14 protein-coding genes are annotated in these 18,165 nt (G+C 39.4%); all 14 read right to left on the reverse strand.

The features are described 5' to 3' along the window. Positions 1-174 precede the first annotated feature (174 nt). Positions 175-672 carry a hypothetical protein gene (locus tag C4S38_RS04065; protein ID WP_103982657.1) on the reverse strand — a complete coding sequence of 166 codons (498 nt, stop codon included), beginning with the start codon at positions 670-672 and terminating at the stop codon, positions 175-177. Positions 673-699: 27 nt separating this feature from the next. After that, positions 700-2,163, reverse strand: a complete 1,464-nt coding sequence (locus C4S38_RS04070) for a RagB/SusD family nutrient uptake outer membrane protein (protein ID WP_099464341.1) — start codon at positions 2,161-2,163, stop codon at positions 700-702. Between the two features lie 19 nt (positions 2,164-2,182). Further along, positions 2,183-5,674, reverse strand: a complete 3,492-nt coding sequence (locus C4S38_RS04075) for a TonB-dependent receptor (RefSeq protein WP_160034630.1) — start codon at positions 5,672-5,674, stop codon at positions 2,183-2,185. 248 nt (positions 5,675-5,922) lie between these two features. After that, positions 5,923-6,957, reverse strand: a complete 1,035-nt coding sequence (locus C4S38_RS04080) for a FecR family protein (protein ID WP_103982659.1) — start codon at positions 6,955-6,957, stop codon at positions 5,923-5,925. Between the two features lie 98 nt (positions 6,958-7,055). Then, entirely contained in the window at positions 7,056-7,640 is a 585-nt protein-coding gene (locus C4S38_RS04085; protein ID WP_103982660.1) for an RNA polymerase sigma-70 factor, read from the reverse strand. A gap of 188 nt (positions 7,641-7,828) precedes the next feature. Further along, positions 7,829-8,650 (reverse strand): FAD:protein FMN transferase, encoded by an 822-nt coding sequence (locus C4S38_RS04090; protein WP_103982661.1) that lies wholly within the window; start codon positions 8,648-8,650, stop codon positions 7,829-7,831. A gap of 74 nt (positions 8,651-8,724) precedes the next feature. After that, positions 8,725-10,197, reverse strand: a complete 1,473-nt coding sequence (gene gltA / locus C4S38_RS04095; RefSeq protein WP_099464346.1) for an NADPH-dependent glutamate synthase — start codon at positions 10,195-10,197, stop codon at positions 8,725-8,727. A gap of 22 nt (positions 10,198-10,219) precedes the next feature. Next, the gene (locus tag C4S38_RS04100; RefSeq protein WP_103982662.1) at positions 10,220-11,017 is read right to left on the reverse strand and encodes a sulfide/dihydroorotate dehydrogenase-like FAD/NAD-binding protein; all 798 of its coding nucleotides are present in this window, start codon (positions 11,015-11,017) and stop codon (positions 10,220-10,222) included. Between the two features lie 95 nt (positions 11,018-11,112). Further along, positions 11,113-11,499: a co-chaperone GroES gene (locus C4S38_RS04105; RefSeq protein ID WP_103982663.1), complete on the reverse strand. Its 387-nt coding sequence runs from the start codon at positions 11,497-11,499 to the stop codon at positions 11,113-11,115. 86 nt (positions 11,500-11,585) lie between these two features. Next, the gene (locus C4S38_RS04110) at positions 11,586-12,158 is read right to left on the reverse strand and encodes a DUF4251 domain-containing protein (protein WP_103982781.1); all 573 of its coding nucleotides are present in this window, start codon (positions 12,156-12,158) and stop codon (positions 11,586-11,588) included. An 87-nt stretch (positions 12,159-12,245) separates the two neighbouring features. Next, positions 12,246-13,586 carry an MATE family efflux transporter gene (locus C4S38_RS04115; protein ID WP_103982664.1) on the reverse strand — a complete coding sequence of 447 codons (1,341 nt, stop codon included), beginning with the start codon at positions 13,584-13,586 and terminating at the stop codon, positions 12,246-12,248. 12 nt (positions 13,587-13,598) lie between these two features. Further along, on the reverse strand, positions 13,599-14,600 hold the full coding sequence (locus C4S38_RS04120) for an ABC transporter ATP-binding protein (protein ID WP_103982665.1): 1,002 nt from the start codon (positions 14,598-14,600) through the stop codon (positions 13,599-13,601). 2 nt (positions 14,601-14,602) lie between these two features. Beyond that, positions 14,603-15,637, reverse strand: coding sequence for an iron ABC transporter permease (locus C4S38_RS04125; RefSeq protein WP_103982666.1), 1,035 nt, complete (start codon positions 15,635-15,637; stop codon positions 14,603-14,605). A gap of 485 nt (positions 15,638-16,122) precedes the next feature. Beyond that, positions 16,123-18,129 carry a fructose-1,6-bisphosphatase gene (locus C4S38_RS04130; protein WP_103982667.1) on the reverse strand — a complete coding sequence of 669 codons (2,007 nt, stop codon included), beginning with the start codon at positions 18,127-18,129 and terminating at the stop codon, positions 16,123-16,125. Between the last annotated feature and the right edge of the window lie 36 nt (positions 18,130-18,165).

The raw sequence follows: 18,165 nt of genomic DNA on the forward strand, positions 1-18,165 counted from the left end.
GCCTTTTGACCCTTCACCTGCTTCGCTCTTTCCTGAGCGAAGAGATGCAACTGAGGCAATGAAGACAACAATAGGCCGCTACCGCCGATTGTACCCATACTTTTAATAAAATCTCGTCTACCAATATTTTTTATTCCCATTTGTGTATACTTTAATATCCTATCAATTAATTTATCATCTGATTTTCACCGTAAACGGAACAGCGACCTGTTTGTATTCGGGAGAATCATAGCCATGGTTTGTCACGACAACTGTAAATTCAAAATCTCCTGATTGAGGATACTGATAAGTAGTAGTCCAGCCAATAGAAGAATTCAAAGAAGTCTTCAATCCCTGAGCTTTCAATAGTCCATAGTCCTGATAACAGTCGCTTTTAGACAGTACTACATTTCCATTTATATCGGTAGAGTCGACATCCGAACCAACTTTCTTTACTATCTGCCGGATTCCGCCGGGCCACACAGAACAAATATCCGCATCTGTTTCTACTCCGATTGTGTATGTTACCCCTTTTACAGGCTCTCCAACTTCAACAAATTCTTTATTCTCATTTACTGTATAGAATTTCAAACTGTAGACCTTTGGATTCTTAACATCATCTTCATTCAGGCAAGAAGACATAAGCACAGTCGTCAAAAACACAAACACTAAAAAATATGCAGTCCTTTTCATCTTTAGTATATTTATTGATTTAACATATTAGTAACCTTTATTTTGAACCAATGTCTGGTCTATCTCTATCTGAGCTGTCGGTATAGGAAGGAGCAACTGATATTCCTGTATAGGTTCCAAAGTAGGTTTATCGTCCAAATCGCAAACTGTCATCAGGTCTTTTGATATTATCTCAATGGCTTTACCCGTACGAACCAAATCAAAATAACGATGTCCTTCAAAAGTCAGTTCCATTCTCCTCTCATGCAATATCCAATAGATATCCAGAGGATGATCGTTTGGCAACGACTCCATTTCCGAACGATTCCTAACCATGTTGATATACTTTATAGCTTCCACTTTATTGCCGGATTTCATCAGGCATTCTGCATACATAAGCAAAGCATCTGCATAACGGTATACCATAAAATTATTGTCCGTACCTGTATTTTTCACAGCAGCCCTCATACTACCTTCAGGAGCAAACTTTACAGGGAAAGCCTGGATGTAAGGGGATGCATTAGGTACATAGCCGGAATCCAAAGTAGATTTATAACGTACGTCTTCATTATACTTTACAAACTCACGCATCAAGTTATGCTCCGCCTGGTATGCGCTATTATAAGTAGTACCATAACGTATGGCTATGTCATTAATCATAATCTGGAAATAATAACAGGCTTGTCCTCCGGATACATTGAAATTGACCTCAAAGATAGATTCCTTATTAAATTTGTTCTCGGGCTGGAATACGTCATGCATAGTTGGCATTAACCCATATTCTCCACCTTCTTTATTAATGATTAATCTTTGCAGCACCTTTTCTGCTTCCGCATAATTATTCATAGTCATGTAAACTTTACCCAACATCATTAAAGCACTGCCTTTTGTAGCTCTGGCTTCAGAACCGATAAGTTCTTTAGCCCCTTTCGGATAACAGTTAGCTATTGCATTTTCCAAATCAGGAATAACCACTTTCGTGTAAATCTCATTTACAGGTGTACGGCCTATTCCAAAAGCATCAGTCGGGTTAGCAAACAATTCCGTAACCATAGGTACATCTCCATAGATACGAACTAAATTAAAATAAGCCAAAGCTCTCAAAAAGTGGCACTCTCCCTCTATTGCCTGTGCTTCACGACGATCGGTTTCTGTCGCTCCATTATATGTAGCAAGTATATTCAAAAGGGCATTACAATTATATATCATTTTGTAATTATGTGTCCAGATGTTTGTTTGAGAATTAGCATTTGTTTTCCGGAAAACATGGAAAACATCCGTATTACGAGGGTCTTTAGCATCGTCGGACATCAGCTCAAGCACCTTCGTCATTTCGACTGGGCTATAAATATTCTGAAGCAACTTATAGCATCCTGACAATCCAGTCATTAGCTCCTTCGTATCATTATAATATGCATCGGGCGACAAGGTGTCTTCCGGTAATTGATTAAGGAAATCTTCACATCCTGTCAATGTATAAGCTAATAATAGTATATATAGAATCTTCTTCATAACATTAAGTTTTTATTCGTTAGATACCCAGATTTATACCAAAAGAGATCGTTCTTGCCAATGGATAAGATGCTGTTTGATCTATGCCCTGAGATAAAGCCGAATCTCCTTGATAATTTGTTTCAGGATTATAGCCGGGGAACTTAGTAATCATAAACGCATTATTGATATTAAGGTAAACACGTATTGAACCGACATCAAATTTCCGTGTCAATTTACCGGGTATGGTATATCCCAGCGTTATGTCATCCATCTTTACATAGGAAGCGCTATAAGTCAAACCTCCATCCAATACCGAACCGTCATAGTTCTTACGGGAAGGTGCCGGATATTTTGCATCTGTATTATCCGGTCTCCAATAATTATCAAAATAATCCTGGGTAATATTCTTCATACCCGAAGCGCGGAAAGCCATATCCTGGAATCCGAACATAGATATTTCGCCACCTACAACACCTGATAGCTGGAATGAAAGGTCAAAGCCTTTATAGGCAAAGTTATTTGTCATACTCCAGATAAAATCAGGAATTGCATTTCCCAGAATCGTTTTATCGGAAGCATCCAGGATACCATCACCATTAACATCCGCTGCTTTCGGAGTTCCCGGATTCGAACGTTCTCTCCACACTGTTCTGTTTGCATTGAATATCGGAGAAGACTTTACGTCTGCCCAATCTTTATACGGGCCCAGGCTAACCATACCATAAATGCCCGCCAGAGGTTTACCTTCTGTAGTATAACAGTTATAACTGATTAACGGGCGCTTGTCATTACCAATATCCGTTACCCTATTACGGTAATAAGATAATGTAACAGAAGTATTCCAGTTAAATTCACCAATAAAGTTTTGTGTATTCAAGGCATACTCAAAACCACGGTTTCTCATCGAACCGATATTTTGCATTACATTAGCAAAACCTGTTATAGATGGCAATGGCAGATTAAATAGCATATCAGACGTTTTACGGTCAAAATAATCGACAGACAAACCAATACGGTTGTGCAAAAATGAAACATCCGTACCAACACTTATATCGGAAGTCGTCTCCCATCCCAACAATCTGTTAGCAATACGATTATCCGAATATGCTGCCGTAACATCCGAACCACTACCAAATACATAGGAACTGGAACCTAATGTTGCCAAATGAAGATAATTCGTAATTCCTGAATTACCGATACGTCCCCAACCGCCACGTAGTTTCCAATCATTTATATATGGCCTGAACATATCGAAGAACTTTTCGTCAGAAACGCGCCAAGCCAAAGAAAAAGAGGGGAATATAGCCCAACGGTTATCGACTCCAAATTTAGAAGACCCGTCTCGTCTGACAGATGCTGTCAAATAGTATTTGCTGTTGTAATTATACATCACACGGGCAAATGTTCCGATCATACTCTCTGCCGAGCGGTTCGTACGCGCATCCGTCAGCTGATTTGCGACTGTCGTTGCCTGATTCAATGTTGTAATCAAATCCTGAGGAAAATCATATTTCTTTATATAGGCACTTCTATTATTTACCTTTTCAAATGAAATACCAACCATTGCAGTCAGTGAATGTTCTTTTATCCTCTTATTATAAGTCAATACTGACTGTACATCCCAATAAATCCGGTTTGCATTTTGATAAGTTCCTGTCGAACGTGAAGTTGGCAATGCTGTAGTAGGTATATAGCTAGGCATATAGTAATTATTTTCCCACATACGGTATTCATTATGGAAGTCTGTTTTCCATGTCAAATCTTTATAGAACTTAACCTCGGCATATAATGCACTTACCACTTTAGCAGTCCGTCTTTTATCGGTAATTTTTACTGTCTGAAGAGGATTCACAAACGGTGCAAAGTTCCAGTCCCACGGATTATCCAGTTCAGTTCCATAATAAATAGGATTGCCGTCGGCATCTGTCGGAGTTAAAATAGGAGGCAATGATAATGCATTGAAGAATGGATTGTTGCTAGCACTTCCCGAAACATTCGTATTAGATAACACACTTGTATTTTCGAGAGAAGGAGCAATATTTAAACCTACTTTAAGCCAATTGTTTACCTTACCCTCTACATTAGCACGTAAAGAATAACGTTCATAATCCGTATTCTTCACAATACCTTGATTGTTGTAGTAACCGCCGGAAATCATATAATTCATATTATCCGTTCCTCCGTTCATCGATAATTGAACATCAACGACACTACCATCTCCCAGCAATACATCTTGCCAATCCGTATCATACGGAGAGTTATAACATGTATCCATCACCGTTATCCAGCGTTCCTGCTTTGCTCCTGGAACCATTGAAGCCGAATGTTGGGAATATTTCCGCCAGTTTTCTATTCTTGTATTAAAATCATCATAATATGACCATTGAGGCAGGTTGGGATTATCCGTTCCAAAATTCGGGTCTTCCACAAGATAAGCATTCGCCCTCGATTCATTCATGAACGTCAAAAAGTCTTCCCGTCCTAATACTTTCATTTTACGCATTGCATTCTGTACGCCACCGCTCACATTCACATTAATTTTCGGTTTTCCCTGTTTACCTTTCTTTGTAGTAATCAAAACGACACCATTAGCAGCACGTGTACCATAAATTGCACTTGAAGAAGCATCTTTTAGTACCTCTATGGACTCGATATCCGCAGGATTAATCGAGTTCAATGGTGATTCAGCTGAATTAAATCCATCCTGCATAGGGAAACCATCTATCACATAGAGCGGAGAATTACTGGCATTTACAGAACCTGTACCACGTATCACTATATTTTGTCCTCCTCCAGGAGCCGAATTTGTATTTGAGACGCGTACACCAGCCATTTTTCCGGCAATACCCTGGGCAAAGTTTGCAATCGGTTTATCCTGAAGTGCCTCCGAGCCCACAGATGAAATTGCGGAAGACACATCTCTTTTCTTCTGTACGCCATATCCGATAACGACTACTTCATCCAAATTTTCAACATTTTCTGCCAATGTTACATTTATTACAGATTGGTTACCCGTATGCTTCTCTATGGGAACATAACCAACTGAAGAAAATTGAAGGATTGCATTATCACCCGTGATTGTAATCGAATAATTTCCATCTATATCCGTAACAGTACCGTTGCTTGTACCTTTTTCAATTACGTTCGCCCCGATAACAGCCAAACCTAAAGGATCTAATATCCGGCCTGTAATCTTCTTGGATTGTTGTTGAATAGCAGCTACAACTTCCGAAGGAGCCAAAATAATCTGCCGGTCAATAATTTGGTAACTAACATTTGTATTTCCAAACAGGACAGAAAGAACATCTTTAATACTTGCATCTTTCTCTTTTACAGATATTTTACGCGACACATCAACTAGTTTGCCATTGTACATAAAATAATATTCACTTTTTTGTTCAATCGCGTTAAGACATTCTTCCACTGACACATTATTCAAATCCAAGGAAATTCTGGCGGACTGAGAATATGTGCTTTCTCCCCAAACAGGAAGCAAAAAAACAAATAGAAAGAACAGTGTAAGCTTCATAATAGTCAACAATTTTCGGTCAAGAGAAAAAAAACATCTTTTTCCTCGTGGTTTTCCATGTTTGTTCATATTTTTGTACTGAATTAAAGTTTTAAACTACATTCTTCTTTTTGCTTCTTGCCGGTTGCGTTTAGAAGAATGTTATTCCTAAAATACTTTGGTTTTGGGTAAAGGTATCTAATACTTTTACCCACTTTTTTTACTGTTTTCTTTTACTCCATATACATATTCTTTTTTGTGGTTTTACATTACTTACGCTTAGATATCACAAAGGTTTTCTGATTTATATTTCCGGTCTTTTCATCTATACTACGTGGTAACTCCTTATACATAATAGGAGAAGTAGCTTTTATAAGAAATAAAATGTCATTAATGGTTTCATCTTCAAACGTGGCTCTCAAGGTATATTTCTTAATTTCCGGATCACTGATTATTATTCTCACATTGTATATCCGGCTCAAACGCTCCATAACCTCATCCAAGGGGTCATTACGGAATACTATTTTAGCATCTTTCCATGCATAACGTTTATAAACATCCTCCGTTATAACCACCGATGCATCCTGTATGGAATTATATTTAAGTGTTTGGTTTGGTTTCAATTGGGCTAAATTGCTATCATCCGGCCGTTTCACAGTCACAACCCCTTCGCCCAATGATACGATCATATTCTCCGGATTATAGGCTTGTACCGAAAATTTCGTTCCTGTTGCAACTATTTTTTGAGAATTACAGGTTACAATAAAAGGAGAATTTTTATCTGCATGAACTTCAAAATAACCTTCACCTTTTAACTCCACTTCACGCCGAGAATCTTTAAATTTAAGCGGATATATCAACGAACTCTTCGAATTCAGCCATATTTTCGAACCGTCAGGCAATATTACGGCAGAGCGTGTAAATGAATCAGCAAAAACTTCATTATACACAACCTGTTCATTCTCCTCTTTGTCTGTCGCATTATACATATATCCAAGAGTTAACAACAAAGGAATAAACAATATAGCCGCCACCGTACGAAATATATGAACCACTACATTTATTTTACTTCTCCGTTTGCGAATTGTTTGCAACACACGTCGTTTTGCTTTTTCCACATCTATTTCATCTCTGGGAAACGCAGGATTCGCATTTCCCCATATTAACCGTAGTTCATTATAATAGTATCTGTTTTCTTCGGACATACTAAACCATTCATCGATGAACAGTTTTTCATCAGAAGTAAGTTCTTCATTTGCAAAAAGCCTACTTAAAAGCAATTCTATATCTTTATTTTGTTCCATCAGATTCTGTTTTACATATATAATACGTTTGGGCACATTTTTATCGCAGTAAAAATGTACACTTTTTTCAAAAAATATATATGATTACGAAAAACAGGTTATATGAGACCCAAAAGCAGGCAAAATATAAAATATTCTTTCAGATACATCCGGATCAATTTAAGTGCCCTGGAGATACGAAATTCAATAGTACGCAAGGGAAGTCCTAATTCATCAGATATTTCCTGATACTTCTTTCCATCGAAACGATTCATTTTAAAAGGGATTAACAAATCTGCCGGCAATTTAGCAAATGCCTCTTTTAACCGATATTGTAAATCGGATAAAAAAACGGAAGACTCCACATCATACGGATTCTCTGCATCCTCTTTAATGATATATTCCACATAATTCTGTTTTATCTGATCATGCCGGAGAGCATCCATGCATTTATTATGAATTATGGTCAGTAAATATGATCTTAAGGAGCGATCGCGTTTTAACCGTTTTCTTGATTCCCATAATTCAACAAAAACTTCTTGTACAATTTCTTCAGAATCTTCTCTTTTTCCCAAAAATGAACCGGCAAATACTACAAAATCGGCATAATATTCTGAAAATAATGAAGAAAAGGCTTTTTCATCATTATCGGCAATTCGATCCAGCAAGAACGCATCAATGTCATTATGCTTGATTTTACTCATAAAAAATTTCAACGTGGTTTTACTGCCCCAAAATAAAACCTTTTTTTATATAAACCATAAAAAAACAATAAAAGTTTCAACTTGAATTGTTCATCAGGGATAAAAATCAACCTTTTCTCTTTTCCGGTTCATCGTTATGGTTTTAAAATATCATACTTATGATTCAAAAAAATCATAAGGACAAATAATTATCCGGGCAAAATAAATATCCGGCTATAATCTATAGTAAATCTTTGTTTTATTCGTTCGGCTTGTTCGGTATCCGCAGCCATTAAAACGGTAGAAAGGACTTCAGCATCCACGGCATCGGATGCAATAATTGTGACCAACTTATGTTCGGTGATATATTCATGCGTCATAGGGTTTACAATATGTTGCGGATGACTCGGCATATTTCCCGAAGTAGACATAGCACTGTCTTTTAGCTGCACTTCACCTAATATTTCACCCGGACAATACGGATTATCAATTCCCACAGACCAACAGTCTCCGTACGGATGGCTTCCTATGCCAAGAACAGAACTGTTACCAAAATTAATCAGCGCTTGCGTTATGCCTTCTTGTTGCAATATTTCACGCATTTTATTCAGTGCATACCCTTTGGCATACCCACCCAAATCCAAATAAATATCCGGTATATCAAATAAAACTGTTTGAGTTGCTTGCTCCAGCACAACACGCGAATAATCTTTCAAGCTAATATCAAAATAGCCCTCGGTCAAAGTGTAGTATTGCTTACAATGAAGCAGAATATGCCATAATTCATCATTAACTTTGGCTGGATTATGTGAGGCGGTTTGGTTCAAGACGTAAATTTCACTCTCCGGATCGAAACGGTTGAGCATCTTGTCAAGCCTTATTACCTCTTCTTGCATTCGATTCCAGGCAGCTTCCAACCTGTATTTCTCCTGCCCTAAAAGAATAACATCCAATCTCGTCCCCATAATAATGGACATATTTCCATGAAACATGTGTGACGATTCATAGTAGTTGGTGCTTATGTTTATCATATACGTGGTTTTACTCAAAAAAAATGCTTTCCCTAAACCTTTATGTTAAGGAAAGCATTCATATATTATATAAATTACAATGACTGTAAATCAGCGTCCATTGCTGCAGCGGCTCTTCGTCCGTCACCCATAGCCAATATTACGGTAGCACCGCCTCTTACAATATCTCCACCTGCATAGACATCGCCTAAAGCAGATTTCATGGATTCTTCATTCACCACAATAGTTCCCTTACGGCTAACCTCTAAACCTTCAAAGGCACGAGGAACAAGTGGATTAGGTGAAACACCAACGCTTACAATTACTTCATCCACATCAATAGTCTCTATAGCCCCTTCTACAGGAACCGGACTACGGCGTCCGGAAGCATCCGGTTCGCCAAGTTGCATCCTCTGTAATTTCATCTGCTTAACGCATCCTTTATCATCTCCGATATATTCAACCGGATTATGCAAAGTCATAAACTCTACACCTTCTTCCTTGGCATGCTTTACTTCTTCCAAACGTGCCGGCATCTCATCTTCACTTCGACGATATACAATTATAGCGCGTTCGGCACCCAAGCGGCGGGCTGTACGGACAGAGTCCATTGCAGTATTACCTCCACCTATAACAGCAACCTTCTTCCCTTGCAACACAGGCGTATCACTTTCCGGGTTAGCTGCATCCATAAGGTTTACGCGAGTAAGATATTCATTTGAAGACATAACACCAACTAAATTCTCGCCCGGAATATTCATAAAATTAGGAAGTCCTGCTCCACTGGCAACAAAAACGCCTTTGAAACCTTCGGCATGCAGATCTTCATAACTGATTGTTTTGCCAACAATACAATTAGAGAAAAAATGAACCCCCATCTTACGAAGGCCGTCAATCTCGACATCTACAATTTTATTTGGCAACCGAAATTCAGGAATACCATATTTCAATACGCCTCCTATTTCATGCAATGCTTCAAACACGGTGACATCATATCCCCTCTTTGCCATATCTCCGGCAAAAGAAAGACCGGCAGGGCCAGAACCGATAACAGCAATCTTAATATCCTTCTTCTCCGCAATCTCCGGAACCGATATATTACCGCTCTCACGTTCATAATCTGCCGCAAAACGTTCCAAATAACCAATAGCAACAGCTTCTTTGCCCATCTTTAAATGAATACATTTGCTTTCACATTGTTTTTCCTGTGGACAAACACGTCCGCAAACTGCAGGAAGGGCACTTGTCTCTTTCAAAACTTTAGCAGCCTCAAGAAATTCGCCACGTTCTACATTTTTTATAAATGTCGGGATATTAATGCTCACCGGACAACCCTGCATACATGTAGGATTTGGGCAGTCTAAACAACGCTGAGCCTCCTGCATTGCCTGTTCTTTTGTCAAACCCAGGTTAACTTCTTCCAACCGGGTATGGCTGCGGTATTCAGGATCCAGCTCATTCATTTTTACGCGGGGAATATCCGCACGCTCTTTATTTTTTTTGCTTTTACGCAATGCTTCTCTCCAAGGCTCAGCACGACGGGCTGCAATCATTTCTTCTGTTGTCATGATTCTATATAAAACCGTTTTGTTACTTCTTTTCAATATTTCTATAAGCACCCAGACGCATTATCATCTCATCAAAATCGACCTGATGAGCATCAAATTCAGGACCGTCTACGCATACAAACTTAGTTTTTCCTCCAACTGTAATACGGCAAGCTCCACACATTCCTGTGCCATCTACCATGATTGTATTTAAAGAGGCTACTGTAGGTATTTCATATTTCTTTGTAAGAGCAGAAACAAATTTCATCATAACAGCCGGACCTATCGTCACACACATATCCACTTTCTCACGGTTGATGACACTTTCAACACCGTTTGTAACCAAGCCCTTAGCACCATAAGACCCGTCATCTGTCATAATAATAACTTCATCAGCATTTGCACGCATCTGTTCTTCTAAAATAACCAAGTCTTTCGTACGGGCTGCCAATACAACAATCACACGATTTCCGGCTTTATGGAAAGCCTCTACAATAGGAAGCAATGGAGCAACACCCACACCGCCACCGGCACAAACTACTGTCCCTACTTTCTCAACATGTGTAGCTTGTCCAAGCGGACCCACAAGATCTGTAATATAATCGCCTACATTCAGGTCACATATCTTTCGGGAAGAACCACCCACCGTCTGAATCACCAGAGTTATCGTACCTTTTTCTGTGTCTGCACCCGCTATAGTTAAAGGAATACGCTCGCCTTTTTCGCCAACTTTTACAATCACGAAGTGGCCTGCTTTACGTGAGCGGGCAATCAGAGGAGCTTCCACTTCCAACTTTACTACATTTGCAGAGAAATGTTCTTTACTTACAATTTTATTCATTATAATCGTTACAGTTGATAGTTTGTCATCTTGTTTAGGTTGCAAAAATACATCAAAAAAGTTAATCTGTAACTATTTTGTTAAACAAAAAGGCATTATTCAAACAATCCCTCATCTCTCATTAGCATTAAAATAGCGGAATGAGGTACAATAAGAAATTTCTCTTCATTGAAATTGATTTCATAAGCGGCATTTTGCAAATAAACAGCCAGATCTCCTTCATGTGCCTGTAAAGGCAAATAATGGACTTCTTCATCTTTTTTCTTTTGCCAAACTTCAGGTTCCTCTGTTTGAGAAGGAAGAGGATAACCAGGCCCGGTTTTGATGATATATCCAACCTGTATTTTTTCGCCTTCTTGTACTGATGGAGGCAAATATAATCCTGTTTTGGTCTGACTTTGCGGATTCTTAGGCTTAATAAGCACCTTATCTCCTATCATTAAGAATTTGTCAATGTCTTTCTGATCTATGGATAATTGCATAACGTATAAAATTTATATAATGTACAAAGATATAAAAAAAGAGACGCAGCAACACTACGTCTCTTTCATTCTATATATCAAAATGATTATAAAGCACGTCCTTTATATACATTTGATTGTTCGGTAGGATACAAATTACCGGTAAATGATATTCTATTACTATTAAAGTTCGGACTTACCGTTGCGGTACATTTATTCGAACCTTTTATCATGCGGAAAGTAACGTTAGCAGAAACGGCAACCCCCTGTACCATCATGCTAAAAGTAACATTACCTTTTTTGTCTGTTTTCATTTCTATGTTAGATGCATTTCCATCTACCGTAATACCACCTATCCCATTCGGTCCGGAAAATGCACCGTTAAATGCCAATTGTATTGTTGCTTTATTACCTTTCAAAGAAACAAAATTAGTTGAAGGGGTAACATAAGCAAAGCTGCCGCGTTTAAATTCTACTCTTTCAGCTTCCAATACAAAATTCTTATCGTTTAGTGCTTGAATGGCTTGCTCAAACAAGGCATTATTTTCTGCTTCCTCTGCAGCTTTTTTTGCTTCCTTTTCAGCTTTTTTTGCAGCTCTTTCTGCAGCTTTATCCTGTTGTGCCATCATTGAACCTGCCCCGAATATCAAGACTGCAAGTAATAACAATACTTTTTTCATACGTCTCATTATTTTATTGTTTATATTTAGTGAACTACCACTCAACTAATATACATGTAAAGAAACATATATGTTCATTTCCGCAATTCACTTTTTTGCATTTTTAACGTGATGAATCAAGAATCCCCAAGCAACTATTGCAGCCAGTATATCTGAAAAAGGGCCTGTTAGCCATACACCGTCTAATCCATATATGGAAGAAAGAACCAATATGGCAGGAATCAAAAACAACACCTGCCTGCTCAGGCTTAAAAACATTGCTTTCCACGCAAAGCCAATACTTTGAAAGAACTGGCTAATAACGATCTGCGAACCAACAACCAAAAAGCCCATCAGGTTCAAACGTAAACCATTAGAGGCAATCTTTATCAACTCAGGATCCAAGGTAAAGCCCTTCACTATTATTGACGGAAACAACTCGCAGCACAACCAGCCCGAAGTAGTAATACATGTGGCCGTAATAATAGCTAAACGTAACGTATCATGAACACGCTGGTGCAGTCCGGCACCATAATTGAAGCCCACAATCGGTTGTGTTCCCTGGGCTATACCGATAATCAGCATAACCAACAACATACCTACGCTATTGATAATACCGACAGCTCCTATCGCCAAATCTCCACCTTCACGTAACAATGCATTATTAAGAAATACACTGACCATACTTCCTGCCAATTGCATAGCAAAAGGAGAAACTCCTATTGTCAATATAATCCAGACGGTTTTCCAGTCCAGTGCCATGTACTTCTTCCGGAAACGAATCAGGCTCTCTTTACTCAAAAAATGGCTTAATACGAATGCCGCACTGATAGCCATAGAAATAACGGTGGCAATTGCAGCTCCGCGAATCCCCAGATCAAATACAAAAATAAAAACCGGATCTAAAATTACGTTCAGCACAGCTCCCAGTAACATATAGAACATGGCTTTCTTGGGATAGCCCGATGCACGCATCACTGCATTAAAGCTAAAGCTTAATGAAGCCAGTAAATTAGCCGGAATAGCAATATATAAATAAGCCTCGGCATAAGGAATGGTTTGTTCGCTGCCACCAAACCAAAGCAAAAGGTCTTTTATAAAAATCATAGCCGGCACAATGGTCAGCACACCAAACAGCAAAGTCATGGTCAAGGCATTTCCCAGAACATGCTCAGCTTGCCCAAGTTCTTTCCGTCCCAGAAATATGGAGACCCGCGTAGCAGCCCCTATACCGACCAACATCCCAAAGGCCTGCATAAACAACATTATAGGAAATGTAAGCGTAAGGCCCGAAATTGCCAGAGCTCCCACACCCTGGCCTATAAAAATCCGGTCTACAATATTATACAAAGCATTTACCATCGTACCGATTACGGCAGGGATAGCATAGTGCAATAAGAGCCGGCTTACCTTTTCATGTTCAAGCCGCCACGTAATTTCATTAGTCATATATAATACCTGTTATTTTCTGATTTCGTTGATCAATTCAGCAACACTTCCAGCCTGTTTCTGCATTCCATCCGGCCAGTTTATCATCATGCAGTCCGATGATTTACAATTAATATTTACATATTTCTCATTTACCGGAGCCGGGCGATACCCATTACGTACCAAAGCATTTCCGACCCAATAAGAAGTCTGAAAGTCCCCTTCGACCCCAACCGGGCAAGTTGGCGCTTCTACATTCAACTTTCCTGTAGATGGATCAAATATAATGCCTTCCTTTCCAAAAAAGGTTCCAAAAGCTCCGCTCAAAATCAAATCTTCCGGTGTACCGCACGCCATAGGGCGTCCTTTTTCCTGCAACCAAAGGCAATCTCCCATTTGGATAGCCAGATCCAAATCATGCGTAGATAATAGAATTGTCTTCTTTTGTTCTGTTGCAAGTTTATGAAGTAATACCATCGTCTCTATACGGCTCGTCACATCCAGGAAGGCAGTGGGTTCATCTAATAAAATAACCGGACATTGTTGGGCCAAAGCTTTAGCAATCATTGCCTTTTGCCGTTCTCCATCGCTCAGTTCCGACACATAATTATTCGCTTTATGGGCAATACCGGCAGATTCGAGCGACTGTGAAATTATTTCTTTATCATGAGGTTTCAATTGTCCGAAAAAACCTGTATAAGGATGTCTCCCTAAAGAAACCAACTCATATACAGTGATACCGCCGGCATTCATTTTCTCTGTAAGCACAACACCGACAGTTAAAGCAAATTTATGTTGGGAATATTCCTCCAACGGTTTACCCATCAAGCGAATAGAACCAGCCAATGGCGGTTGAAAGCCACAAAGCGTACGCAACAAGGTTGACTTGCCTGCCCCATTCAATCCAAGTAGGCATGTAACTTCTCCGGGATGCAGGACTAAATCCAACTGCTCGTGTACCTTTTTTCGCCGCCCGTTCTTCAGCACATATCCAATACTCAGGTTTGTTGTTTCTATTGTTGCATTATCAGCCATATTTAGTTAAAGTATTGGATATTTTTACGATTAATAATCACATAAATGATCACCGGGGCACCCAGCATAGGAGTAACGGCATTCAAGGGAAGTATATTATTACTTCCGGGAATCACCATCAACATATTGCAAAGCAGAGCTACACATGCACCGGAAAGTATTGTTACGGGAACCAGCATCTTATGATTGGAAGTGCCCAGCATTAAACGCGCAATATGAGGAACAGCCAGACCTATAAAAGAAATAGGCCCGCAAAAGGCCGTAGTTGTGGCCGTTAATACACCTGTGCATAATAATATCAAAATACGTGTACGTTTTATCTTTATGCCTAAGTTAGCCGCATATAATTCTCCTAACAAAAGCGCATTAAGCGGTTTTATCAGCAAAATGGCAAATAACAACCCGAACAATGTACAACAACCAAAGAAAGGAAGCTGCTCCAACGATACTCCGGAAAAATTGCCTAATCCCCACATCACAAAAGCATGCACACGGTCGGCCGAAGAATAATAATTCAAAATAGAAATAAACGAAGAGACCAGGTAACCTATCATAATACCGATAATCAGCAACATTACATTATTTTTCACCTTAGAAGAAAAATAGATAATGATTCCAAGAATCACACAAGCCCCCAGAAAAGCCGCAAGAATGACAGCCAGATAGCCATTAATCGGCCAATCGGTTATCTGGCTTAAGGAACCCCCAAAATACAACATAACGGCAGCTACTCCCAGATTTGCGCCATCACTTATACCCAATATAGAAGGTCCTGCCAACGGATTGCGGAAAAGCGTCTGCAATAACAATCCGCTTATAGCCAGCGAAGAACCGGCAAACAAAGCCGTAAAAGCCTGGGGTAAGCGAGATTGTAAGACAATATTTTGCCACGCTATCTTTTCTATATTTTTCCCCAGAAGAATATCCATCACACTATCTACCGGTATGGATACCGCTCCATATACCAAGCTTCCAATAAAAAGAAAAATCAGAATGGTACTTAACAATGGATAATAAATCAACACCTGTCTGTTCATCTCGCAAAAATATAAAGTTTTTTGCGGAAACAGTTGATTTATGGTTTCGAAAGTGCTGTTTCGACCATCCATGCCCACAAATTAGCCATAAGCCTGGCTGCATCTGTGCATAAGTCTGAAGAATTTTAGCCTTCACCAAAGCCTCGTTATCCCCTGCCTGAGGTTCATTTACAAGAACTGCATCTGTAGCGTTCGCCACAATATAAAGCTTCAAAGGTGAAGACGATGATGTCAGTAAAGCATTAAAACTGGTTGTTGTTCCACTGCTTTGAATCGATAATCCGGCAGACCTGTATCTATATTCTCCATCCTGAAATACAGACACTTGTATCTGGCGAATACTGCTTTCGTCGCTAGCTCTGGTTGTTATCGTTTTCGGCAGTATTGTTGATTCCGGTGTCCTGAAACATGATATGCGGAAATAAGCAAACCAATGCCTGTTTCTGTTTCGGAAAATACAACAAACGGGCTGGTGTATTTACTGATTATGATCTTCTTCCGATCCGTTCCCTTTCTTTAATAAATCCATTCCGGTAAGCATATAATAATTTCGTCAAATCGCAGATCTGTTTCTGAAGCTCCATTCCTTTATCCGTATCACGAACCATCTGGCGATGCGAGCTCAGTTCAACAACTATAGTGGTCGATTTAATATCCAGACCTTCTTCTATCGCTTTTGCAGTCGATTCAAACGGTTCGTGTTGAACCAACTGAAAACCACGGGAATGATAAACCAATGTATATCCCGCAATACCTGTTTCCGGATGATAAGCTTTTGAGAAACCACCATCGATAACAAGCATCTTACCATTTGCCTTGATAGGGTTCTCTCCCTGGATGGAGCGAACCGGAACATGTCCGTTTATAATATGTCTGTGCTGTCCGGTTACACCAAACTCATCCAGCAACATATCACATATTTTCTCCTCTTTTCTCAAAACATAATAAGCTCCTTTTTCTTCCTTTTGTATTTCCTTATCTTCCACAAAGCAGCGTTCGAAGGTGGCCATCTGTCCTTTATCAAACAACGGAGAGTCTTTTCCACACCATAAATACCAGATATAATCCATGGCAAACTGCTTCTCGGGTGTATCTTCGGAATCAAAATAAGCCGTGCGGATCAACTGGTCTACTTTATCAAGCAATAATTTACCCTTATATATTTTGCCGTCCACACGTACTTCTTTCAGTGTACCGTCCTCATTTAAAGGCACTGAAGCATGAAACAACAGGTTGGAATTACATACCTGATACATACTACCATGCGTAAAGAAACAGCGCATATGCTTCTTCAATTTTTCGCTACTCTGGAAAGAATGATGGATACGTCGAATCAAATCCTCTTCGTCTACCGAAAGAGCATACGGATCTTTAGGATCGATTGTCGGCCAGTTCTTGTCTTTTAATTCATAGTCTTTACCATTCAGATGAACCGTTCCACGCGATAAATCGATCTTATGCAACAGCATCCGGTCATCCATTTCAAACTCCGGACGACGGCGGATTATTTCGCCTTCCAACTTAAACTGTATGATTGTGATCGCTTTATGCATCTGAGAGATCAGCCGGATTGTTTTTTCGTCAAATACATTATCCGAAAACTTGGTACGAGGCACAAACAACTTACACGGATCATCTCCATATACTTCCATTGCAAATGTGGCCAAAGGCAAAAGATTGATGCCGTAACCATCTTCCAGTGTTGCCAGATTACCATAACGCAACGACATGCGTATCACATTGGCAATACTTCCCAAATTGCCGGCTGCAGCACCCATCCAAAGAATGTCATGGTTGCCCCATTGTATATCGAAGTTATGATAATCACATAACGTATCCATTATAATATGTGCGCCGGGGCCACGATCATATATATCGCCCACAATATGCAACAGGTCAATCGTTAGGCGCTGGATCAGGTTACACATCGCTACGATAAAATCGTTAGCCCGGCCTGTAGATATTATCGTACTGATAATTTTATCTATATAAGCCGATTTATTCGGCTCCGTCGACGACTCATGCAATAACTCCTGAATAATATATGAAAACTCTCTCGGTAAAGCTTTACGAACTTTGGAACGGGTATATTTCGAGGAAACATTCCGGCAAACTTTCACCAACTGATTTAGTGTAATAAGGTACCAATCGTCCAAATCCGTTTCTTTCGATTTAATCAGTTCCAGTTTTTCTTCCGGATAATAAATAAGAGAACAAAGCTCTTTCTTCTCATAATCCCGTAATGTATTGCTGAATATCTCATTCACTTTACGTTTAACCGCACCGGAAGCGTTTTTCAGCACATGGTTAAATGCCTGATGTTCGCCATGAATATCCGTCAGGAAATGTTCCGTACCCTTTGGTAAATTCAATATAGCTTCCAGATTAATGATTTCTGTACTGGCTTCCGCCACATTAGGAAAGCTGCGCGACAGCAATTGCAAATAACGCAAATCACCTAGCACAACTTCGGGAGTTATCTCTTTATCCATCTCTATATACCGAGTTATTTTTAGCAAAGATATAGG

The sequence above is a fragment of the Parabacteroides chinchillae genome (assembly GCF_900108035.1).
Taxonomy (GTDB): domain Bacteria; phylum Bacteroidota; class Bacteroidia; order Bacteroidales; family Tannerellaceae; genus Parabacteroides; species Parabacteroides chinchillae.

Bases quoted from the DNA above. Each gene is read 5' to 3' on its own strand.
- gltA (WP_099464346.1), bottom strand. From the start codon at position 10,197: ATGACAACAGAAGAAATGATTGCAGCCCGTCGTGCTGAGCCTTGGAGA.
- C4S38_RS04115 (WP_103982664.1), bottom strand. From the start codon at position 13,586: ATGACTAATGAAATTACGTGGCGGCTTGAACATGAAAAGGTAAGCCGG.
- C4S38_RS04105 (WP_103982663.1), bottom strand. From the start codon at position 11,499: ATGCAATTATCCATAGATCAGAAAGACATTGACAAATTCTTAATGATA.
- C4S38_RS04070 (WP_099464341.1), bottom strand. From the start codon at position 2,163: ATGAAGAAGATTCTATATATACTATTATTAGCTTATACATTGACAGGA.
- C4S38_RS04080 (WP_103982659.1), bottom strand. From the start codon at position 6,957: ATGGAACAAAATAAAGATATAGAATTGCTTTTAAGTAGGCTTTTTGCA.
- C4S38_RS04090 (WP_103982661.1), bottom strand. From the start codon at position 8,650: ATGATAAACATAAGCACCAACTACTATGAATCGTCACACATGTTTCAT.
- C4S38_RS04065 (WP_103982657.1), bottom strand. From the start codon at position 672: ATGAAAAGGACTGCATATTTTTTAGTGTTTGTGTTTTTGACGACTGTG.
- C4S38_RS04100 (WP_103982662.1), bottom strand. From the start codon at position 11,017: ATGAATAAAATTGTAAGTAAAGAACATTTCTCTGCAAATGTAGTAAAG.
- C4S38_RS04110 (WP_103982781.1), bottom strand. From the start codon at position 12,158: ATGAAAAAAGTATTGTTATTACTTGCAGTCTTGATATTCGGGGCAGGT.
- C4S38_RS04085 (WP_103982660.1), bottom strand. From the start codon at position 7,640: ATGAGTAAAATCAAGCATAATGACATTGATGCGTTCTTGCTGGATCGA.
- C4S38_RS04125 (WP_103982666.1), bottom strand. From the start codon at position 15,637: ATGAACAGACAGGTGTTGATTTATTATCCATTGTTAAGTACCATTCTG.
- C4S38_RS04120 (WP_103982665.1), bottom strand. From the start codon at position 14,600: ATGGCTGATAATGCAACAATAGAAACAACAAACCTGAGTATTGGATAT.
- C4S38_RS04130 (WP_103982667.1), bottom strand. From the start codon at position 18,129: ATGGATAAAGAGATAACTCCCGAAGTTGTGCTAGGTGATTTGCGTTAT.
- C4S38_RS04075 (WP_160034630.1), bottom strand. From the start codon at position 5,674: ATGAAGCTTACACTGTTCTTTCTATTTGTTTTTTTGCTTCCTGTTTGG.